This is a genomic window from Sporosarcina sp. SAFN-010, from assembly GCF_059415065.1.
The window spans coordinates 63782-83308 of the sequence record NZ_JBPFDS010000010.1; the positions used below are offsets into that span (position 1 = coordinate 63782).

Below are 19527 nucleotides of genomic sequence, written 5' to 3' on the forward strand. Positions count from 1 at the left end.
GCAGTGAGAGACACTAGACTTCCGCACCATATCAGTATTACATTACATCATTAATCGTTATGTTTACGTTGAGCGTCCGGTCATATTCGGACGTCCTTTTGATTGCCTTGCCTCTCCGATGTTTAAACTTCTCCACGCTTTCTCGCAAACTCCTTTCAATTACGTCTATATGATAGAGTTCTTGCTTCACCGTGCGACGTTTAATGAGGATATTTTGCAATGCAACCAAATACTCGAATGATTCGGCTGGTGATATGACTTGTTTTTCTAGTTCGTGATAGTAAGCACTCAACGCTTTATCGTAGATAGAAACCTGCTTTATCAGTCGTTGACGCGTGCCCCTAGTTTCAGAATACAAGTCTAGGAGACGCTTTGCGTAACCATCGTGAAGATTAGTCATATTGCCACCTCGACCGTTTGACGTGTAATGCAACGCGTATTACAATCAGTCAGTATTTTTACGAGTTGAGCACCGTTAATTTCCGCACAACCTAGGACAACGTTTGGGCTTGCGACTGCGATTCCGTGAAGTACATCCGGTGATACGTTGTAAATTGCGCCAGTGTCTACGAGTGTCACGTTAAACCAACCTACGATAGTCTTTGTAAACGAAATTTGAATAGTCATTATGAATATTCCTCCTCATATTTTGCATACTATGGTGTGCAACTGATAACTCAATAATAACCACCATAGTGTGCATTGTCAATACTTTAAAAGAATATTTTTAAAAATATAGCACACCATAGTGTTTATTAGATATAATTATCAGTAGATACTAATAGGAGGTAATATAAATGATTATTATAAAACTAGCTGCAAAAATGAAAGAGGAAGGTTACAACATCAGCTCACTAGCGATTGCAGCGGGCCTTCATCGGAACGGCATATCGAAAATACTTAACGGAAAGAATAACGGGATTGAATTCGATACACTAAGTAAACTTTGTGCAGCATTAAAGTGTAACGTACAAGACATTATTGAATACGTAGAAGATAAAAACTCGGCACAAGAATAATAAAACACAAACTTAGCCCTAGCGATTAAATCTGCCAGGGCTTTTTAACGTCCTAGTTTCCACCAGAGCAAAAAGCGCTACCGGAAACGGTGGAACTCCATAAAAAAAGACCCCACAGCATCGTGCCGCAGAAGTCCTCGTCTTTATTCATTTATACACCAAGTAATTGACTCTTCTTAGCATCAAAATCCTCCTGTGAAATAATACCGTCGTCTAACAGCACCTTAAACTTACGGATTTCTGTAGCGGCGTCAAGCATCGGTTCTGCTACTGCGTCACTAGTCTTCGATTTTCCGATTTGAGAACTTACATACTCGATGAATTCTGCATACTGGCCTTTATTTATCATGCCCATTTCGGCTTTATTTCCAGATGCTATGATATTGATTTTATGTCCTAATGCCCCTTTTCCTGTTTCAATGCTTGAAATATTAGAAAGCGGGAAAGACTCGGTGTCAAATCCAAATGATTTTTTACAATAAAAGAATACTTGCCTCTCAGTTGCAATGAAGACGCCATTTCGAAGTGTACTTTTCCCCATAATCTCCGACTTAAAGGCACCGAATACCCAATATTTAACCTCTTCTCCATTAAGGTGTTCTTGCGCAAGCTTAACTAGCTTTTCGGGCTTCGCCATAAAATTACCTCCAAATATTTATTTTACTAATAATGTATCATAATTGTCAGAAGCTAGAAAGCCTTAATACAAAATATTCTTTGTTTTCAATTATGAATTACTCATTTAAATTTTCACGATGAATTTTCCTCTCACGTTTCCAGCAATCCTCGATGAACTTGGCGATTCACAGTCCTTCGCCTTTAGATTAGATACAGGCGTCACAAATTAAATGTCGCACGTCCCCTATCAATAAGCCATAAACGACGTGCCGTACGCTTAGTGGCTTCGTAAATTACAGCGTCAAGTGATCTCACCTTGCCTCGTTTCCAAGCGGAAAGCACGCTCATAAGCGACTTGTTGTATTCGTACTCGTCGGATTCGAACGTCAGTAATCGATTTATCGAAGCTTTTGCACGAAGCATCACGCCGTAAAGACGGTGAATTGCGGAAGCATCGAAGAATATTCCTAGTGTTTCTGCGATGTAGGTCGGTATTTTGGCGAGCAATCCCCGTTTGATTACGTCCGATTCTGTGGACAAAAACGATTTAGCCGTATCTGTTGTATTACTAGGTTTATTGTTTTTAAGAGTAATAGGTTCGGTTGCCTTTTTGGTCGCTTCAGCCGCTGCTGTCGTTGTGTTTTCCGGTAATGTACGGGTGGACGTTGACGGGTGGACAATACGATAAATATTCGCACCATTACCGCCCGCTACGCTGCGCATAAACTCGAGGCGTTCGATCATTCCTAGTTCAATAAGTTTAGCGATTGCACGTCGGATCGTGCGACTCGTCTTACCGATAGCTTTGGCGATGGTGTCCGACTTTAAATGTGCCACACCGGGAAATTTAACGGCGTAACGTGAAAGCATGAGAAAAATACTGCGCTCTGTTTCGTTGAGGGCGAAGTTATTACGTTCTATATGTATATCGATTGCATCGTTTAGTTCGTTTTTACTTTCGAATGTTTGATACTCTGCGAGGTAATTCATAGTAAACGGCTCCATTCCGAAGCCCCTAAAAAGTGCGCACTCAAATAGACGTTTGATATTCCGCTTTTTTTGCAGTATACTAACGTCATACTTTAATTTCGTTAAGTCCCGTTGGCGCGGGCATGAGTGCGTCCTTTCCGCTTTATTGCGGTTGGGGCGTTTTTTATTCGATTCCTTTTTCGATTGCTGCGTCTAGGTCACTTGAATAGATGGCAACATACTTTCGTAATTCCGTAATATCCGAATGCCCCATAAGTTGCTGTAACGTGAATATGTCGACGCCGGCTTTTATTTTAAACTTGGCGAATGTACGTCGAAATACGTGAGGACTACATTGCACATCGTCCAGTACTCCCGACCGTCGACCATGCTCGCGTATCTGATACTGTATAGAACGCGCGTTAAGTGGCTTGTCTTCGATGGTAACGAATAGTGAAGATGTAAACTCGTCCAATCCTCGCGCCTTCATGTAGGCACGCAGAACGGTTTGCAGACGCTTTGTCATAGGTATGCGTCGAGCGTATCCGTTCTTAGTCCGCTGAATATTGATAGCGCGATCCGGAAATACTACATCCGTCGTTCGGATTGCCTCGAGTTCTGACAGGCGTATGCCCGTATCTGCAAACGTCAGCATGATCGCAAGGTCGCGCACGCCTTCAAACGTCGATAAGTCAGGTGCTTCGAGTAATCGCTTTAGTTGCGCTTGTGTGAACGTAGCGCCCACCGTATGACGCATTTTAAGCAACGACACCTCGGATGCAGCGTTATTGGACGTATAGCCCTTCTTAACGCAGTAGTTGCCGAATATGCGTGCCGTACGCACTCTTATATTGATCGTGGAGGGCGCATATCCTTTCGCGACTTGTAACCGGATAAATTCTTCGAAGTCGGACGCCTTCACCTCACGAATGTCTGTGAGGTCAACGCCTTGGTCGACGAATGATTTTCGTAACTGATTCAGTTCCTTAGCGTAGCTGGACGCCGTGTGCTTCGATAGACCTTTAATAGCGCTATACTGGATAAAGTCGTCTACTGCCGCATCATACGAAATAACAATATCGCTGGGCTGACCAATAACCGACTTCAAGCCTTCATATATCGCCGGGTTGACCGTCCTGTTTTTCTTAGACAACGAAAAAACCCCCGCTCAAAATACGTATTTCTACGTAAATCGAACGGGGGTTCTCGTACCTACGTCTTTGCCGATCGGACTATAAAAACGTCTAAATCAGCGTGTAGGTGTGCGTATAAGCTTCGTAGTGCTATCGGCTTTGAACGCCGTCATATCGGGTGTTACGGTATGCCCTCGGCGGGAGTCGAACCCACATTTCAAGCTTCGGAGGCTTGCGTGCTATCCATTGCACCACGAGGGCTCAGCATCATCTGACTTTGCAGCGGACAAGTTATAGTATACTTCCTGCCCCATCCAAATGCAACAAATATTTATAAAGCGTTATATTTGACCTTAGTTGACCATACTATGTATGATAAAGTCATGGTTGAGCGGGCGACCGCTTTAACATACGACATATTCAACAATTAAAGGGAGGAAATGAAATGAACTTAATTCCTACAGTTATCGAACAAACGAATCGTGGAGAGCGTGCGTATGATATTTACTCCCGCTTGCTAAAAGACCGTATTATCATGCTTGGAAGTGCAATTGACGACAACGTAGCAAACTCTATTGTCGCTCAATTACTATTCTTAGAATCAGAAGATCCAGACAAAGATATCTCCATTTACATTAACAGTCCAGGCGGCAGTATCACTGCAGGTATGGCGATCTATGATACGATGCAATACATTAAGCCGAACATCCAAACAATTTGTATCGGTATGGCAGCTTCAATGGGTTCGTTCTTACTTGCAGCTGGTACCAAGGGAAAACGCTATGCGCTTCCTAACGCTGAAGTTATGATTCACCAGCCACTTGGTGGTGCTCAAGGTCAAGCGACTGAAATTGAAATCGCTGCCAAGCACATCCTCTTCATCCGTGAGAAACTTAACCAGATTCTTGCTGAGCGCACAGGTCAACCAATTGAAGTAATTGAGAAAGATACAGACCGTGATAATTTCATGACCGCAGAACGTGCAAAAGAATATGGTTTAATCGACCACATCATTACACGTAGCGATATGAGAGAATCTGAAGGAAAATAACTTTAAGACCTACTAAGACGTCCCGTAAATTGCGGGACGTTTTTTTAGTTAGTTTACCCCTTGCACAAAAGTAGCTAGCGACTCTGCTGCTTGTTCTTCATCAGCCCCATCGGCAATCAATGTAACTGTGCTTCCTTGTGCAATCGCTAAACTCATAACGCCCATAATACTCTTTGCATTCACTTGACGCTCATCCCGTTTGACATACAAGTCAGATGTGTATCGGTTTGCTACTTGCACAAATAGAGCTGCCTGACGTGCTTGCAAGCCAGGCTTAATTTTCACTTCAGCGGTTTTCTCTATCATTTCTTTGGACCCCTTTCTTTTTAAGTAATTCCGCCGACTCGAACTTTTTCGGCAATCTCATCAATTTTACGTAGACGGTGATTGACACCCGATTTGCTTACAGGCCCCCCCGAAACCATCTCCCCTAACTCTTTTAACGTGATATCCTGATACTCTACTCGTAAGTGAGCAATTTCTTGCAACCTGTCAGGCAATTGGTCCAAACCAATTGTCGATTGGATCAGTTTAATATTCTCAACTTGGCGTTGAGCCGCACTAATTGTCTTATTAAGATTCGCTGTTTCACAGTTCACTAACCGATTGACACTATTGCGCATATCCCGGACAATCCGGATATCTTCAAATCTCATGAGTGCAACATGTGCACCTATAATACTTAAAAAATCCGCAATTTTTTCTGCCTCTTTCAAGTATGAAACAAATCCTTTTTTCCGTTCAATCGATTTTGCATTCAGCTGATATTCGTTCATGAGATCCACTAATGCATCCGAGTGTTCTGCATACATCGAAAAGACTTCCAGGTGATAGGAAGACGTCTCTGGATTATTCACAGATCCTCCTGCCAGAAATGCTCCACGTAAATACGCTCGCTTACAACAATCATTCGGAATAATCGATGCTGAAATGGATTGGTTGGACTGGAATGTATTTGTCAAAATATCTAAATCATCGAGTAACTGACGTGCTCCCTCTCGGATTCTACAAATGTAAACGTTATTCTTCTTTAAACGCATTTTGCGCCGTACAAGTAATTCGACCTTGTATTTATATAGCTTTTTCAAGTTTGAATAGAGTCTTCTGGCAATCGCTGCATTTTCTGTTTGTACATCTAAACTAATAGCCTTATTGGAAAATGAGAGAACGCCGTTCATTCGGATGAATGCAGCCACTTCTGCCTTTGTGCAGCAATCATCTGATTCGATTTGCGTCAATTCTTTTTTTGTTTCTGATGCGAAAGACATGAACTCTCCCCTTTCTCGGTGACGATCACGTCTGTTTGGTTTTAGATTCGTCTGATATGTAATTTACGAACCATTCTGCTACTTTTTCTGCATCGTGCAACACTCGATCATTTTCTGCGAGTGCTATGTCTTCTTGCCAAATTTCAGGAACTAGCTTTTGTAATTCTTCCAGATCCCTTTCTACCGGCCAAGATGTGACGGTTTGACCTGCTTCTGTTAAAAGCGGCATAATGTCAGTCTTATTCAGCAGTACTGCATCTAAAAACGGTTTTCCGACATGGTCATATAGTGCAGCGACATGTTCAGAAGCCGTATATCGATAGGTTTCACCTTTTTGAGTCGTTAAGTTTCCGACATACACCTTACTTGCTTCACTTTTTAGGACGGCATCGCGAATATCTTGTACAAGCAGAGACGGTAAAATACTTGTATACAAACTCCCCGGTCCAATGATGATTAAATCTGCCTGACGGATCGCTTCTAGTGTCTCTGGCAATGGCTTGGCATCTTGAGGGGATAAGTATACTTGACGAATTTTACGTGCGTACATCGGAATTTTAGATTCCCCAGTAACAATCGTTCCGTCATCCAGCTCTGCATGCAACTTAATCCGTTGATTGGCAGCCGGAAGCACTTTTCCTTTAATATTGAGCACCTGACCTGTTTTCTTTACGGCGCTAGCAAAATCACCTGTAATATCTGTCATAGCTGCAAGCATCAAATTCCCAAGGGAATGCCCGTGAAGATCATCTTGAGTTGTAAAGCGGTACTGGAAAAGCTGCTCGATGAGAGGTTCAACATCTGAAAGCGCTGCCATCACCTTTCTGACATCTCCGGGAGGCGGGATATCATATTGATCCAACAACCTCCCTGAACTTCCACCATCATCAGCAACTGTAACAACCGCAGTTAAATCGATTGGATACTTCTTCAACCCTCGAAGTAATGTCGACAAACCTGTACCGCCTCCAAACACCACAACTTTTTTGCGGCTATTGGAAGTTGTCATAGCGTCAGCCCTTTCTTTTTTCGATATGCTGGTGTGTTACGTATGTTGTATAGTCATCTTTGAACAGATTCCCAAAGTATTCAGCTAGGGTCACAGAACGATGTTGCCCACCTGTACAGCCGAATGCAACGACGACTTGTGATTTGCCCTCGTTCTTATATTGAGGGATTAAAAACTGAAACAGATCAGATAACTTAGCGATCAATGTTTGCGTATCATCCCATTTCAGAACGTACTCATACACGTCTTTGTCGAGCCCCGTCTGCGGGCGCATCGATTCAATGTAATAAGGGTTCGGTAAAAAACGAACGTCAAATACGACATCTGCATCGATTGGCATTCCGTGTTTAAATCCGAATGATATAAAATTCAGTGTGAAATTTTCGCCTTCCCCCACCGAGAACTCTGCAATGATTTTATCTCTAAGTTGCTTCGGTTTCATACGAGATGTGTTAAAGATTGAACGCGCACGACCCTTCACATCACTTAGGAGACCTCGTTCTTTTTGAATGCCTGTTAACGGCTGTCTTCCGTTTGCGAGCGGGTGTGATCGCCGTGTTTCTTTATATCGACTAACCAGTGTTTCGTCATCCGCTTCAAGAAATAGAATTCGCGTCGTAACATTTTCCATTCGAGTCAAGTTATCAATCGCATCAAGCAGAGCATCGAATAATCCACCACCTCGAGTATCGATTACCGCAGCGATTCTCGATTTTTTGTCCGCCGATTTCAACATCAGGTCGAGGAATGTCACAAGTAGTTCCGGTGGTAAATTATCGATGCAATAGTAGCCCATGTCTTCAAAACTTTGCATCGCTACGGACTTACCCGCACCCGACATACCTGTAATAATGACAAGTTCGAGTTCTTCAGAATGTGCTTCAATCTCCATCGGTTCAATCACCTTCCATAGACTTTTGAATTTTTTCTTCAAGAAGCTCAAATTCTTCTGTATACGTGAATGTCCCATATTGAATACCAGGGCTTGAACTCGCAAATAGTAAGTTCGTTCGATCTCCCTCTGCCATTGGTAGTGTATTCAAGGCTTCTATCGGCTGCCATCCTAGTTCTCCTTCAATCGTCTGTGTGAGAGGAGTGCCTGTAAGATCATGCGCGACAAAGGTATAAAGCATCCATTCATCCACTACTTCCTCACCTTTACGTATGACCATAGTGAACACACCTTTAAGATGAGGATCGACAGGTTTTGCCCCGGTCTCTTCTGTAAATTCACGTACGGCAGTTTCCATAATGGACTCGCCAGCATCCATCTTTCCACCAGGAGCTACATACCAGCCTCTACGCGGCTTTTTTAACAATAAGGTTTTTCCGTCTTTCACGACGAGTAGGTTTACAATTCTTTGCATATGCGTTCCTCACTTCTTTTTATACACATAGTATTAAGTATAATCGATTTCAACGAAAAACGACACAAAAAGAAGCTGCCGGCATAGTACACTCCGACAGCTTAAAAGTTTATTTAAAAATAGGGGGTCAATCAACACTCTTAGTATAACCGATAACTATTTCAGTAGCGTTACAAAAATGTTAAAGTTGCGTTAAGGAAAGATTATTTACTTACACTTGAGTTTCAAGGGATTCTGTCAATTCTTCCACATACTTTTGACAAGATTGTGCAGCGATACTTCCGTCCCCTGTAGCTGTGACGACTTGGCGCAATAGTTTTTCACGCACATCCCCTGCTGCAAAGATTCCCGGAATTTCCGTTTCCATCACTTCGTTTGTTTTAATATATCCATTCGCATCTAAAATACCGAGATTCTTGAATGGTGCAGTGATTGGATCTAGACCAATGTAGATAAACATACCTTGGGCTGCAAACTCTTGTTCAGTACCATCTTCTGTAGACACTAATGTGACCGAATCGATTTTTCCATCTTTACCGTGCACTTCTTTGACGGTTGAATTCCAGATGAAGTCGATCTTATCATTTGCAAATGCTCGTTCTTGAAGAATTTTCTGAGCACGCAACTCGTCGCGTCGGTGAATAATAGTTACTTTACTTGCGAAACGAGTAAGGTAAGTCCCCTCTTCAACCGCAGAATCTCCGCCACCAATAACGATGATTTCTTTGTTTTTAAAGAAAGCACCATCACAAACTGCACAGTAGCTCACTCCGCGACCTGTTAACTCTGTTTCCCCAGGAATTCCCATTTTCCGGTATTCTGCGCCTGTCGTAATAATGATGGATCGAGCTTTATACTCTTTTCCACCAGCAACAATTGTTTTATATTCTTTTCCATCAATAATTTCTTTGACATCACCATACGCATATTCTGCACCAAAGCGTTTAGCATGATCGAACATTTTAGTTGAAAGCTCAGGCCCAAGAATGGACTCAAATCCTGGATAGTTTTCAATTTCTTCCGTGCTTGCCATTTGGCCGCCTGGTACTCCACGTTCCAACATAAGAGTCGACATATTAGCGCGTGCCGTATATACTGCTGCCGTCATACCAGCAGGTCCTGCTCCAATGATAATCACGTCATAGATTGTTTCAGCTGACATTCTAGTTCCTCCTCTAATTAACTACTTCTGTTCAAATCGTATAAGGTTTCTGACTTACCATCAACTTTTCTGCCTGCTATACGTTTTTCATGGCAAAAGGTTATCACGAGAAGTTTGGAAGGAGCTCGAACAACTCACTCACGTATTTAGTAAGTGTAGGTGTGCTTATTTTATATAATTCAGCAAGTTTTGTTTTCGTGACCCCTTTGCTTCGAGAAGAATGGAACATATAGTCTGCAGCTGCAGCTATCGCTTTTGGATTTTTGAATGTGTACTGTTTCGTAATTCCGATTTCAAACAAAGAAAACCACATTTGAAATAAGTGCGTTCCTTCTTCATCAAGCGGATTGTGCTTGGCATATAACAGTTCGCTTGCTTGCATGGCGCGATTGAATGCCTGATCTGCGATAGACTTTTCTACAAGATGATAATCCAGACTTGAAGCGAGTACTAGCTTCTCAAGATCCTCCAACTTTTCAACATCTATATAAGCAGGGTGTGCTATGATTTCTTGTTTATGAATGGACTTTCCTAACAGGAAAAATCCGAACATTCTTTCGCTGACATACTCATTGCCAATTTTATCGAGTAAAAATTGCTTGTCCTGTGTATAGATTGACGTGTCAATCTGCTTGTCCTCATTCGCGTCAACCCATGGTTCCAGTCCAGCCTTTGAAGGGTCAATTTCAATCAATCGGCTAAATGCAGTTTCAGCCTGTTGACGATGACCTGAAAAGAATGCAGCATGTGCTAGCCAAAAGAAGAATCCTGCATCTCCTTCAAATCCTTTTTTCTGAATGCTACGCAACCAGTAGTACGCTTCCTTATGATTACCAATCAGAGCAAAAGTAGCTCCCAATTTGTAGCGATTTTCAAACTGATATGGACGTATTTTCACTAGCAATTCTGTGAGGGGCAGTAATTTCTCCTGATCCCCTTCGTAGTAATAGAAAACAGCAAGATTGCATAATGCATGGACATTGCCTTGGTCTTTTCGCAACACGTCGTACAACAATTCACGGGCATCCGACGTTTCACCTCTATAAAAATAAGCAAGTGCCAAGTTATTAAAAGAAGACCAGGATTCAGGATAATCCACAACGATGTCTTCTAAGACTGAGACCGCTTTGTCAAACTCTCCAGTTTCCATTAACCGTCTTGCTTTTTCTTGTAACAAGTGAACTTCTTCGTCTCCCGGTTCTTCGTCCGATAAAAATGCAGCTTCTTGTTCAGCAAACTCGATAATCTCTTTTGCTTCTTCTGAAAGTTCCCCTTCAGGCGCCACGTTCATATATTTTTCTGCAAACATTTTCGCTTCACGTAATAGACCCAGATGTGCATGAATTTCTGCAAGATAGAAAATCACATCGCCATCTGTCGGTTCCAATTCGTACGCTTGAATTAGTAAATCCAGCGCTTCTTCAAAACGTCCTTCTTCCATCACCATAATTCCATATTGCATGACAATTTGATGATCATCAGGATTCAGTTCCACCGCTCGTTTCAAATATTTCAAAGCTTCCGGAAATTGTTCTTTCTGGATTTCCGCAAGGGCCCGTTCATAGTAAAAATCGCCGTCTGGGACAAATGAAATAATATTATTGTTTTTGTTGTACTCGTTTTTATCCAAACAGATTCCTCCGATAAAAAACAAGAAGGAACGAGGGAAACGCTCCTTCTTGCAATATGACTACAGTATACCATAACTCTTTTGTACAATCTTAAACCTTAAGTTTGTTTTCGTTCCGTTCTGCAACCTGATCAGCTGTGTAAATAATACGAACAGGGTTCCCTCCTGCAAATGCACCCGCCGGGATATCTCGATTCACCAACGAAGCTGCAGAAACTACAGCTCCATCACCGATAGTAATGCCTGGTAATATTGTGGAGTTTGCACCGATCATGACTTCGTCACCAATGACCACGTTCCCAATCCGATACTCATCTATTAGGTATTCGTGAGCCAGGATAGTGGAGTTGAACCCTATAACGGAATTGCTCCCTACCTGAATGCGTTCGGGAAACATTACATCAGGAAAGACCATAAGAGCAAATGCGGTACGCTGTCCGACCTCCATCCGCAAGAATGTTCTATATAACCAGTTCTTCACTTTGAATGACGGTGTATAGCGAGCAATTTGTATGACAACAAAGTTTTTCATGACTTTAAAAATTGATACCGATTTGTACAAGTTCCAAAGTGAGTTTCCTTCACCCTTTACACGAAAACGCTCCGTCTTTCTCATTTGCCCTTCACACCTACAAGTTCGTATAAATCTGAAATGTGGGTCAACATATAGTCTGGGTTAAAAGTCGAAAGAAATTCAGAACCTTTTGCAGACCAAGCAACAGCAGCTGTACGAACCCCAGCATTTTTCCCACCTTCAATGTCGTGGAAGTTATCGCCAACCATTAGGACTTCTTCTTTTGAAGCATTCAACCGGTCCATCGCAAGTAAAAGTGGTTCAGGATCTGGTTTGGGACGTTGTACGTCGTCTAATCCAACTATAGTTTCAAATAAGTGTGTGATGCCAATTAAATCTAACCCTTTATGAACCATGTCATTTCTTTTCGTCGACACAATCGCCATTCGGATGCCACTGTTAGCTAATTGGGTCAATACTTCCGTAACTCCATCAAACTCATCCACTAATCGGTCATGGTTCGCAAGGTTCCATTCACGATATTCCTGAATCATCCCTTCTGTCTTGGAAGGGTCCATCCCATTAAATGTCTCTGCTAAAGTAGGTCCTAAAAAAGGCAAAATATCTATTCGTGTATATTTTCCCGGGTAATGTTTGCCGAGTAATTGTTCAAATGATTGCATGATTAGTTCGTTCGTATCAAGTAAAGTACCGTCCAAATCGAACAGTATCGTTGTAATTGGCTTATCCATTGAAAACAGTAGCCTCCTTTTCCAGTTTCTCGTTCAGCTTTTGTCTCCAGAAAAACGCGACTGCAATCGTCAGAACGAATGCGGTTATAACGCGGATCAGGAGCAGTGGCCAGACCGCGATACCTAATGGGATGAATAATAACGTATCTTCGACGACTGCGTGACATGCGACAAGGAATATGAACGATAGTGTTGCATCCCTGTTACTAACACCGTCTTCTTGAACCGCCTGGATCATTACACCTGCACCATATGCTAAACCTATGACAAGTCCCGCCACTAACGTTAACGAAGCGTTCGGCTGTACACCAATAAGTTTAGTAACTGGTGAAAATTTAGAGGAGAACTTCTCTAAGTAATTTCGGTCTTTCAAGAATTGGACAACGAGCATCAACGGGATAACAATGAGAGCGAGTTGCAAGACTCCAAAAGATGCTTTTTGCAGCCCCAATAAGAAAATATCAAACCAGCCGTCAGGAACTATAGCCGTTTCAGGAGCAATCCCATATTTCGCGATTTCTCCACCGCCTTGCCAAACGAGGTTAATGACAATCCCGGATAACGCTGCCAAACCGAAACGCACCACCAACACAATCCATAGTTTGACGCCCACTTTCAACGCAACCCCAGTTTCGATGAACAGGTTGTGTGAAAAACTAAGCATCATCGCAATGATAAACACTTCTTTCACCGTCAAGTCGAGCGATAAGATTCCAGCGATTCCGGCGTACAAGTTCAATGCATTTCCGAGGACTAGCGGGATTGCCGCTTCTCCACTCAATCCAAAAAGATTCATGAATGGAGAAATCAGCTTAACTATCCAAGGCAATATAGGAGTATGTTGTAAAATTACTACAAGAATCGTGATGGGGAAAATAATTTTCCCCAGTGACCAAGTTGTTTTTAATCCCGCTCCTAACCCATTCTTGAGCGTCGCCATATTATCATTATTTGTCATTATACCTCACATCCGTTTTCATAATGAACCTGCGGTAGATGAGTAGCCCCAGTGCAATGACCACTCCCAAAATAGATACGACTTGTGCTGCACGGAGATCCCCTCCATACAAACTATCCGTTCTCATTCCTTCGATGAAGAAACGTCCAACTGAATACCAAATGATATAGAAGAAGAAGATTTCTCCACGTTTCAAGTTGACTCTTCGCAACAATAGGATGATCGCAAGACCCACGAGATTCCACACGGATTCATACAAAAACGTAGGATGATAGGTAACACCATCAATCGTCATCTGATTCATGATCCAATCAGGAATGATGTTATTTTCGAGGAAAGACTGAGACACTGGACCGCCATGTGCTTCTTGGTTCATGAAATTGCCCCAACGCCCGATAATTTGACCGATGAGTAGACCAGGTGCTGTAATATCTGCTACTTTCCAGAAAGAAACACCACGTTTTCTAGTGAAGATAGCCGCTGTAATAATCGCTCCGATCAGGGCACCGTGTATGGCGATGCCGCCTTCCCAGATTTTAATAATATCTCCAGGATGATCTTTATAGAAATCCCAAGAAAAGATTACATAGTAAATTCGTGCAGAAATAATGGAGATTGGAACTGCCCAAATGAGCATATCCGTCAAGAAGTCTGGATGCATCTTTTGTTTTACCATTTCTCTTTGAACTAGTAAAAACGCTAAAATGATTCCCGTTGCAATTAAGATTCCATACCAACGGACTTCAAAAGTACCGAACGAAAACGCAACTGGATCGATCGCTAATAATGTATTCATTTACCGGTGAATCCCCTTTTCTTCTGCTGCAGTCGCCTTTTGACTAATCACTGCATCCAGCTTGTTTGTAAATTCTTCAGCTGCATTAATGCCTAACGATTTGAGTCGATAATCCATAGCAGCCACTTCGATAATAACCGATAGATTCCTACCCGGACGAACCGGCACAACTAGCTTCGTCACTTCTGAATCCATGATCTTAAATTTGTCTTCATCGACACCTAGACGATCATACATTTTCTCAGGATCCCATAGTTCCAAGTCGATGATGAGAACAATCCGCTTATCATCTTTTACCGAACTCGCGCCAAATAAGGTCATAATATCAATGATACCCACGCCTCGGATCTCCAACATATGTTGGAGCAAAGGTGGAGGACTTCCGATTAAAATATTTTTTGCCACTTCACGGATTTCAACCGAATCATCTGCAATGAGTCGATGTCCGCGTTTAACAAGTTCGAGAGCTGTCTCACTTTTCCCAACACCACTCTTTCCAGTGATTAACACACCAATCCCATAGACATCCACTAAAACACCATGAAGTGTTTTCATCGGTGCCAGGCGACCCGCAATGAAATTTGTCAACATGCCCGAAAGTCTGGTAGTTGGTATATCGGCACCAAGAACAGATATCCCCATTCTTTCTGCAGCGATTTCAAGCTCCGCTGGTAATGTAACACCATGTGCCAAAACGAATGCAGGTGTGTCCGGTGTGCATAACAAATTCATCCGTTCAACGCGAAGAGCTTCAGGTAGCAATTCAAAAAACGAAATCTCCGTCTTCCCTAACAGTTGGATGCGTGTGCGTGTATAGAAATCAAAATAGCCTGCCATCTCAAGCCCTGGACGGGATATGTCACTTAACTCAATCGTTCTGTCGATTCCACTAGCTCCAGCAAGCAATTCCAAGTCAAACCGTTCCTTAATATCTTTTACCGTGACTCCACCCATCTGATCGGCCACCTCCATCTTCAATTGTCATCTATGCATCATTCTACCATTGTACAATGGATTTTGAACGGTTTTTTGCATCGATGACTTCGCTTGTCTTAAAATTTTTAACCATGAATTAAAAAGCCTTCCCTCGATTAGTAAGAGAGAAGGCTGACTCTATTCATTATTCGTTCTTATCAGGAGAATAACAAACCATGACTGAACCTGTTTTAGATTCAGCAAACAAATGAAGTGTAGAAGGAGAATCCTGTTCATCCTTCTTAAAGTTCATGGAACGATGTAAAAGCTGATCCTGATTGGACGTATTCTCAACATCCGGCAGTTTCAGGTTCAGGCTACCGATGGTTGATGTAATGCTACCTACTAACGATAGCGAGCTAGGTACATACAACTCTATATTTCCCCCAACGCTTTTCACATCTATTTTTTCAGGACATTCATGGGAAGTTGTCACTGAGATAGATCCGTTGAGTGTACGAGCTTGCGTGTCTTTCACTTTCCCATCAATGTAGATGAGTCCGTTCAATGTCTGTGTCTCCAGTTTATGACTTTCAATGCTTAGCAAACGGATTTCTCCATTAAGGGTTTCGATGTCCACTTCTCCCGCTTTAACGTAGCTTAGATTAACTTTTCCGTTAGCTGTCTTTACACGAAGGACATCAGCCTCCAAATTACGGAAATCGAATCCGCCATTCAACAATCGTACTGAAATCTTACGATACGTTTTTTTAGGAACGGTGAGCACTGTATTTACTTGTACCGTTTTGGAATTACTTGAAATTCTAAGTGACTGATCATCAGTTACAAAAATAAGTTTTTCCAAAAACTCCTTCTTTGCTTCTTCTTCAGAACTTGACGTGAAGGTCTTCACTGAAAAGACTGCTGAAATTTCTTCTCCTTCACCCGGGACAATCGATAGTTTACCGTTATCGATATCCACGATGAGTTCTTCCAACTCTTTTACTTCTTTTTGCATTTTGTGTTCAAACGTCGTTGAAGCGCCAAACGGATTATCCATATCGAATTGCTTCACTTTTTGAACTGCACTTTGCATGAATTGCATAAACTGGTCACCGACATTCGTTAAATCCTTACGAACGTCTTCCATGAATTCCTCTGCAGAAGTGCCTGACCAACCAGATTTAGCTTTTCCTTTGGAATGCTCTTCTTTTCCTGACTCAGCAAAAGGGTCTTCTTCTGTTTTTTTCTGTCCATGATCTTGTGTTTTAGCTGGTTCAATATCAATAGAAAAATCAGCAGACTTCTTTGCAGGTTCACTTTGAGATAACGCCTCTAATAGAGTCAAAGCCTCGTCCGTTGAAATCGTTCCATTTTCAAGCATAGTTAAAATGCGTTTTCTTTCGTTTTGCATTTCTTTCGCCTCCTATGTGGAATGATGGTGCATATGATTTGCTTATCTATACGGTTCGTAACCCAAAAAGTTTCATGTTACTGGATTTTCAGCCTGTTCAAGTCTTGCAGTCATACGACCGCGATCCCGATTCAAGATAGGTTTCAAGTACATTCCTGTATAAGATTGTTTATTTTCAGCAACTTGTTCAGGTGTACCAGTAGCGATGATTTGTCCGCCTTTGTCGCCACCTTCGGGTCCAAGGTCAATAATATGATCAACGGTTTTAATGACATCTAGATTGTGTTCTATAACTAACACTGTATTTCCGGAGTCAACAAGTCGCTCCAAAACTTTTAGGAGTTTCGCGATATCATGTACGTGAAGTCCCGTAGTCGGTTCATCCAAAATGTAGAAAGACTTCCCGTTAGACCGTTTGTGAAGTTCCGAAGCAAGTTTTACACGTTGTGCTTCACCGCCAGAAAGCGTTGTCGCAGGCTGCCCTAATTGAACATACCCTAGGCCGACGTCAACTATTGTTTGGAGTTTCCGTTGAATTTTAGGGATGTTTTCAAAGAACTCAGTTGCAGTTTCTGCTGTCATTTCTAGTACATCAGCAATGTTTTTCCCTTTATACGTCACTTCAAGCGTTTCACGGTTATATCGTTTCCCATGACACACATCACAAGGTACGTAGACATCCGGTAGAAAATGCATCTCGATTTTAAGAATCCCATCTCCACGGCACGCTTCACATCGTCCGCCCTTTACATTGAAACTGAATCTTCCTTTTTTGTAACCACGTACTTTCGCTTCGTTCGTCATGGAGAAAACGTCTCTTACATCGTCGAATACACCCGTATAAGTAGCAGGGTTCGAACGAGGTGTTCGCCCAATTGGAGATTGGTCGATTTCAATAACCTTTTCTAATTCTTCCAATCCTTCAACGCTTTTATACGCACCTGGACGTTGTTTTGAACGATTCAACTTTTGCGCCAATATTTTATAAAGTACATTGTTGATAAGTGTACTCTTTCCTGATCCGGAAACACCCGTCACTGCAATGAACTGGCCAAGCGGGAAATCGACATTCACTTTTTTAAGATTGTTTTCAGAAGCGCCTTTTATTATCACTTTCCGACCGTCTGATTTCCGTCGTTCCATCGGCAAAGGAATGTACCGCTTCCCACTCAAATACTGTCCAGTCAACGAGTTTGGATCTGCCATCACTTCTTGTGGTGTTCCAGCAGAAACGATTTCTCCTCCCGCTACACCCGCTCCTGGGCCGATATCGATTAAGTAATCAGCTTCCATCATCGTGTCCTCATCATGCTCCACGACAATGAGTGTGTTCCCAATATCCCTCATACTCTTCAACGTACTGATTAGCCGGTCATTGTCTCTTTGATGAAGTCCAATAGAAGGTTCATCCAAGATATACAGAACGCCCGTTAGACGGGAGCCAATTTGAGTCGCAAGCCGGATTCTTTGCGCTTCTCCACCTGAAAGAGTTCCCGCTGCGCGAGATAGCGTCAAATAATCGAGACCTACATTTACAAGAAAACCGAGTCGCTCGTTAATCTCCCGAAGGATCAGCTCAGCAATTTTTGTATCCTTTTCTGAAAGCTGAAGGTTATCGAAAAACGCCTGAGCTTCGACAATCGATTTCTCTGTCACTTGACCAACGTGGATATTAGCGACTTTTACAGCGAGCGATTCTTGTTTCAATCGGTAGCCCTTGCAAGTTGGACATGGACGTTGCGCCATATACTTCTCCATCTGTTCACGAACATAGTCGGAAGAAGTCTCTCTGAAACGGCGCTCTATATTAGATAATACGCCTTCAAAGTAAATTGCATTATCACGGGTCTGACCAAACTCGTTCGTATATTTAAATCGTATTTTTTCTTCTTTCGAACCGTAAAGAATTTTATCCAAATCATCTGGAGCCAATTCGCTAACAGGACAGTCCATAGAAATTCCGTAATGCTGCGCAACTGTCTTCAGCAGTTCTGGATAGTATTGTGAACTCGTCGGTATCCAAGGGACTATCGCATCCCCTTTTAAGGATAGTGAAGAATCAGGGATGACTAGATCTGGATCTACTTCTAATTTCATACCGAGTCCATCGCAATCCGGACATGCACCAAATGGGCTGTTGAACGAAAACATTCTCGGTTCAAGTTCCCCTATCGAGAACCCACAAATTGGACAGGCATGGTGTTCACTAAATAATAGTTCTTCCCCATCGATTACATCGACAAGTGCTGTTCCTTCCGAAAGGCGAAGAGCCGCTTCAAGTGAGTCACTGAGTCGACCTGCAATACCTTCTTTGATAACGACTCGGTCGACAACGACTTCTATGTTATGTTTTTTGTTTTTGTTGAGTTCGATATTGTCATCTAGATCAAATGTTTCACCATCAATTCGAACACGGACATACCCTTGTTTTTTCAAGTCTTCCAGTAACTTAACATGGGTTCCTTTTCGACCTGAAATTATGGGTGCTAATATTTGAATACGTGTCCGTTCATCCAACTCAAGTACACGGTCTGTCATTTGCTCAACTGTTTGCGAGGTGATTTCAATCCCATGATTCGGACAAATCGGCTTTCCAACACGCGCGTAAAGCAATCTTAAATAGTCGTATACTTCTGTAACGGTACCAACTGTAGAACGCGGATTTCTACTCGTCGTTTTTTGGTCTATCGAAATGGCCGGTGATAGACCTTCTATGAGATCTACGTCAGGTTTGTCCATCTGCCCAAGAAATTGCCGAGCATAAGAAGAGAGAGACTCAACATATCTGCGTTGACCTTCTGCATAAATCGTATCAAAAGCGAGAGATGATTTCCCTGATCCGGAGAGACCTGTCATGACGACTAACTGATCTCTCGGGATCGTCACGTTTATGTTTTTCAAGTTGTGCGCTCGGGCACCTTGTATATAGATTTCAGTATTTTTCATGCCTTC

21 protein-coding genes and 1 tRNA gene are annotated in these 19527 nt (G+C 42.3%); 2 read left to right on the plus strand and 20 right to left on the minus strand.

Annotated features, from left to right (window positions below; genetic code table 11):
* Positions 1–37 precede the first annotated feature (37 nt).
* Together ACR65F_RS12210 and ACR65F_RS12215 are read right to left on the minus strand one after the other, a co-directional pair.
* Positions 38–400: a hypothetical protein gene (locus ACR65F_RS12210; protein ID WP_440504571.1), complete on the minus strand. Its 363-nt coding sequence runs from the start codon at positions 398–400 to the stop codon at positions 38–40.
* Positions 397–627: a hypothetical protein gene (locus ACR65F_RS12215; protein ID WP_440504572.1), complete on the minus strand. Its 231-nt coding sequence runs from the start codon at positions 625–627 to the stop codon at positions 397–399. Before ACR65F_RS12215 ends, ACR65F_RS12210 begins: the two co-directional genes overlap by 4 nt.
* 170 nt (positions 628–797) lie before the next feature.
* Here ACR65F_RS12215 and ACR65F_RS12220 point away from each other — a divergent pair, with 170 nt between their 5' ends.
* Positions 798–1019 carry a helix-turn-helix domain-containing protein gene (locus tag ACR65F_RS12220; protein ID WP_440504573.1) on the plus strand — a complete coding sequence of 74 codons (222 nt, stop codon included), beginning with the start codon at positions 798–800 and terminating at the stop codon, positions 1017–1019.
* 151 nt (positions 1020–1170) lie between these two features.
* On the opposite strand, the gene ACR65F_RS12225 is transcribed toward ACR65F_RS12220, so the two are convergent.
* The 4 genes from ACR65F_RS12225 to ACR65F_RS12240 form a co-directional block, all read right to left on the minus strand.
* A complete protein-coding gene (locus ACR65F_RS12225) occupies positions 1171–1656 on the minus strand; it encodes a PH domain-containing protein (RefSeq protein WP_025783078.1) in 486 nt (161 codons plus the stop codon).
* Between the two features lie 200 nt (positions 1657–1856).
* Complete coding sequence (locus ACR65F_RS12230) at positions 1857–2642, minus strand: helix-turn-helix domain-containing protein (RefSeq protein WP_440504574.1); 786 nt, start codon at positions 2640–2642, stop codon at positions 1857–1859.
* A 148-nt stretch (positions 2643–2790) separates the two neighbouring features.
* A complete protein-coding gene (locus ACR65F_RS12235; RefSeq protein ID WP_440504575.1) occupies positions 2791–3759 on the minus strand; it encodes a tyrosine-type recombinase/integrase in 969 nt (322 codons plus the stop codon).
* Between the two features lie 169 nt (positions 3760–3928).
* Positions 3929–4000 (minus strand) — tRNA-Arg (locus ACR65F_RS12240).
* Positions 4001–4184: 184 nt separating this feature from the next.
* On the opposite strand from ACR65F_RS12240, the gene clpP reads away from it, so the two are divergent.
* Positions 4185–4790, plus strand: a complete 606-nt coding sequence (gene clpP / locus ACR65F_RS12245) for an ATP-dependent Clp endopeptidase proteolytic subunit ClpP (protein ID WP_025783081.1) — start codon at positions 4185–4187, stop codon at positions 4788–4790.
* A gap of 48 nt (positions 4791–4838) precedes the next feature.
* On the opposite strand, the gene ACR65F_RS12250 is transcribed toward clpP, so the two are convergent.
* The 14 genes from ACR65F_RS12250 to uvrA all read right to left on the minus strand — a co-directional run bounded on the left by ACR65F_RS12250 (position 4839) and on the right by uvrA (position 19521).
* Complete coding sequence (locus tag ACR65F_RS12250; RefSeq protein ID WP_039042544.1) at positions 4839–5096, minus strand: HPr family phosphocarrier protein; 258 nt, start codon at positions 5094–5096, stop codon at positions 4839–4841.
* 20 nt (positions 5097–5116) lie between these two features.
* Positions 5117–6058, minus strand: coding sequence for a DNA-binding protein WhiA (gene whiA, locus ACR65F_RS12255; protein ID WP_440504576.1), 942 nt, complete (start codon positions 6056–6058; stop codon positions 5117–5119).
* A 25-nt stretch (positions 6059–6083) separates the two neighbouring features.
* Positions 6084–7067 carry a gluconeogenesis factor YvcK family protein gene (locus ACR65F_RS12260; protein ID WP_039042546.1) on the minus strand — a complete coding sequence of 328 codons (984 nt, stop codon included), beginning with the start codon at positions 7065–7067 and terminating at the stop codon, positions 6084–6086.
* A 4-nt stretch (positions 7068–7071) separates the two neighbouring features.
* Positions 7072–7959, minus strand: a complete 888-nt coding sequence (gene rapZ / locus ACR65F_RS12265) for an RNase adapter RapZ (RefSeq protein ID WP_440504577.1) — start codon at positions 7957–7959, stop codon at positions 7072–7074.
* 4 nt (positions 7960–7963) lie between these two features.
* Positions 7964–8434 carry an NUDIX domain-containing protein gene (locus ACR65F_RS12270; protein WP_039042548.1) on the minus strand — a complete coding sequence of 157 codons (471 nt, stop codon included), beginning with the start codon at positions 8432–8434 and terminating at the stop codon, positions 7964–7966.
* Between the two features lie 211 nt (positions 8435–8645).
* Positions 8646–9596 carry a thioredoxin-disulfide reductase gene (gene trxB, locus ACR65F_RS12275; RefSeq protein WP_440504578.1) on the minus strand — a complete coding sequence of 317 codons (951 nt, stop codon included), beginning with the start codon at positions 9594–9596 and terminating at the stop codon, positions 8646–8648.
* Between the two features lie 103 nt (positions 9597–9699).
* Positions 9700–11226, minus strand: a complete 1527-nt coding sequence (locus ACR65F_RS12280; protein ID WP_440504579.1) for a tetratricopeptide repeat protein — start codon at positions 11224–11226, stop codon at positions 9700–9702.
* A gap of 91 nt (positions 11227–11317) precedes the next feature.
* Positions 11318–11842, minus strand: a complete 525-nt coding sequence (locus ACR65F_RS12285; RefSeq protein WP_440504580.1) for an acyltransferase — start codon at positions 11840–11842, stop codon at positions 11318–11320.
* The gene (gene ppaX / locus ACR65F_RS12290) at positions 11839–12492 is read right to left on the minus strand and encodes a pyrophosphatase PpaX (RefSeq protein WP_039042552.1); all 654 of its coding nucleotides are present in this window, start codon (positions 12490–12492) and stop codon (positions 11839–11841) included. The genes ACR65F_RS12285 and ppaX overlap by 4 nt, the downstream gene beginning before the upstream one ends.
* Positions 12485–13432, minus strand: a complete 948-nt coding sequence (locus ACR65F_RS12295) for a nucleoside recognition domain-containing protein (RefSeq protein ID WP_039042589.1) — start codon at positions 13430–13432, stop codon at positions 12485–12487. Before ACR65F_RS12295 ends, ppaX begins: the two co-directional genes overlap by 8 nt.
* Positions 13433–13439: 7 nt before the next feature.
* The gene (lgt, locus tag ACR65F_RS12300; protein ID WP_440504581.1) at positions 13440–14246 is read right to left on the minus strand and encodes a prolipoprotein diacylglyceryl transferase; all 807 of its coding nucleotides are present in this window, start codon (positions 14244–14246) and stop codon (positions 13440–13442) included.
* The gene (hprK, locus tag ACR65F_RS12305; protein WP_039042554.1) at positions 14247–15200 is read right to left on the minus strand and encodes an HPr(Ser) kinase/phosphatase; all 954 of its coding nucleotides are present in this window, start codon (positions 15198–15200) and stop codon (positions 14247–14249) included. It abuts the gene before it with no gap.
* A gap of 166 nt (positions 15201–15366) precedes the next feature.
* The gene (locus tag ACR65F_RS12310) at positions 15367–16575 is read right to left on the minus strand and encodes a DUF4097 family beta strand repeat-containing protein (RefSeq protein ID WP_440504582.1); all 1209 of its coding nucleotides are present in this window, start codon (positions 16573–16575) and stop codon (positions 15367–15369) included.
* Between the two features lie 72 nt (positions 16576–16647).
* Positions 16648–19521 carry an excinuclease ABC subunit UvrA gene (gene uvrA / locus ACR65F_RS12315; protein ID WP_440504583.1) on the minus strand — a complete coding sequence of 958 codons (2874 nt, stop codon included), beginning with the start codon at positions 19519–19521 and terminating at the stop codon, positions 16648–16650.
* Between the last annotated feature and the right edge of the window lie 6 nt (positions 19522–19527).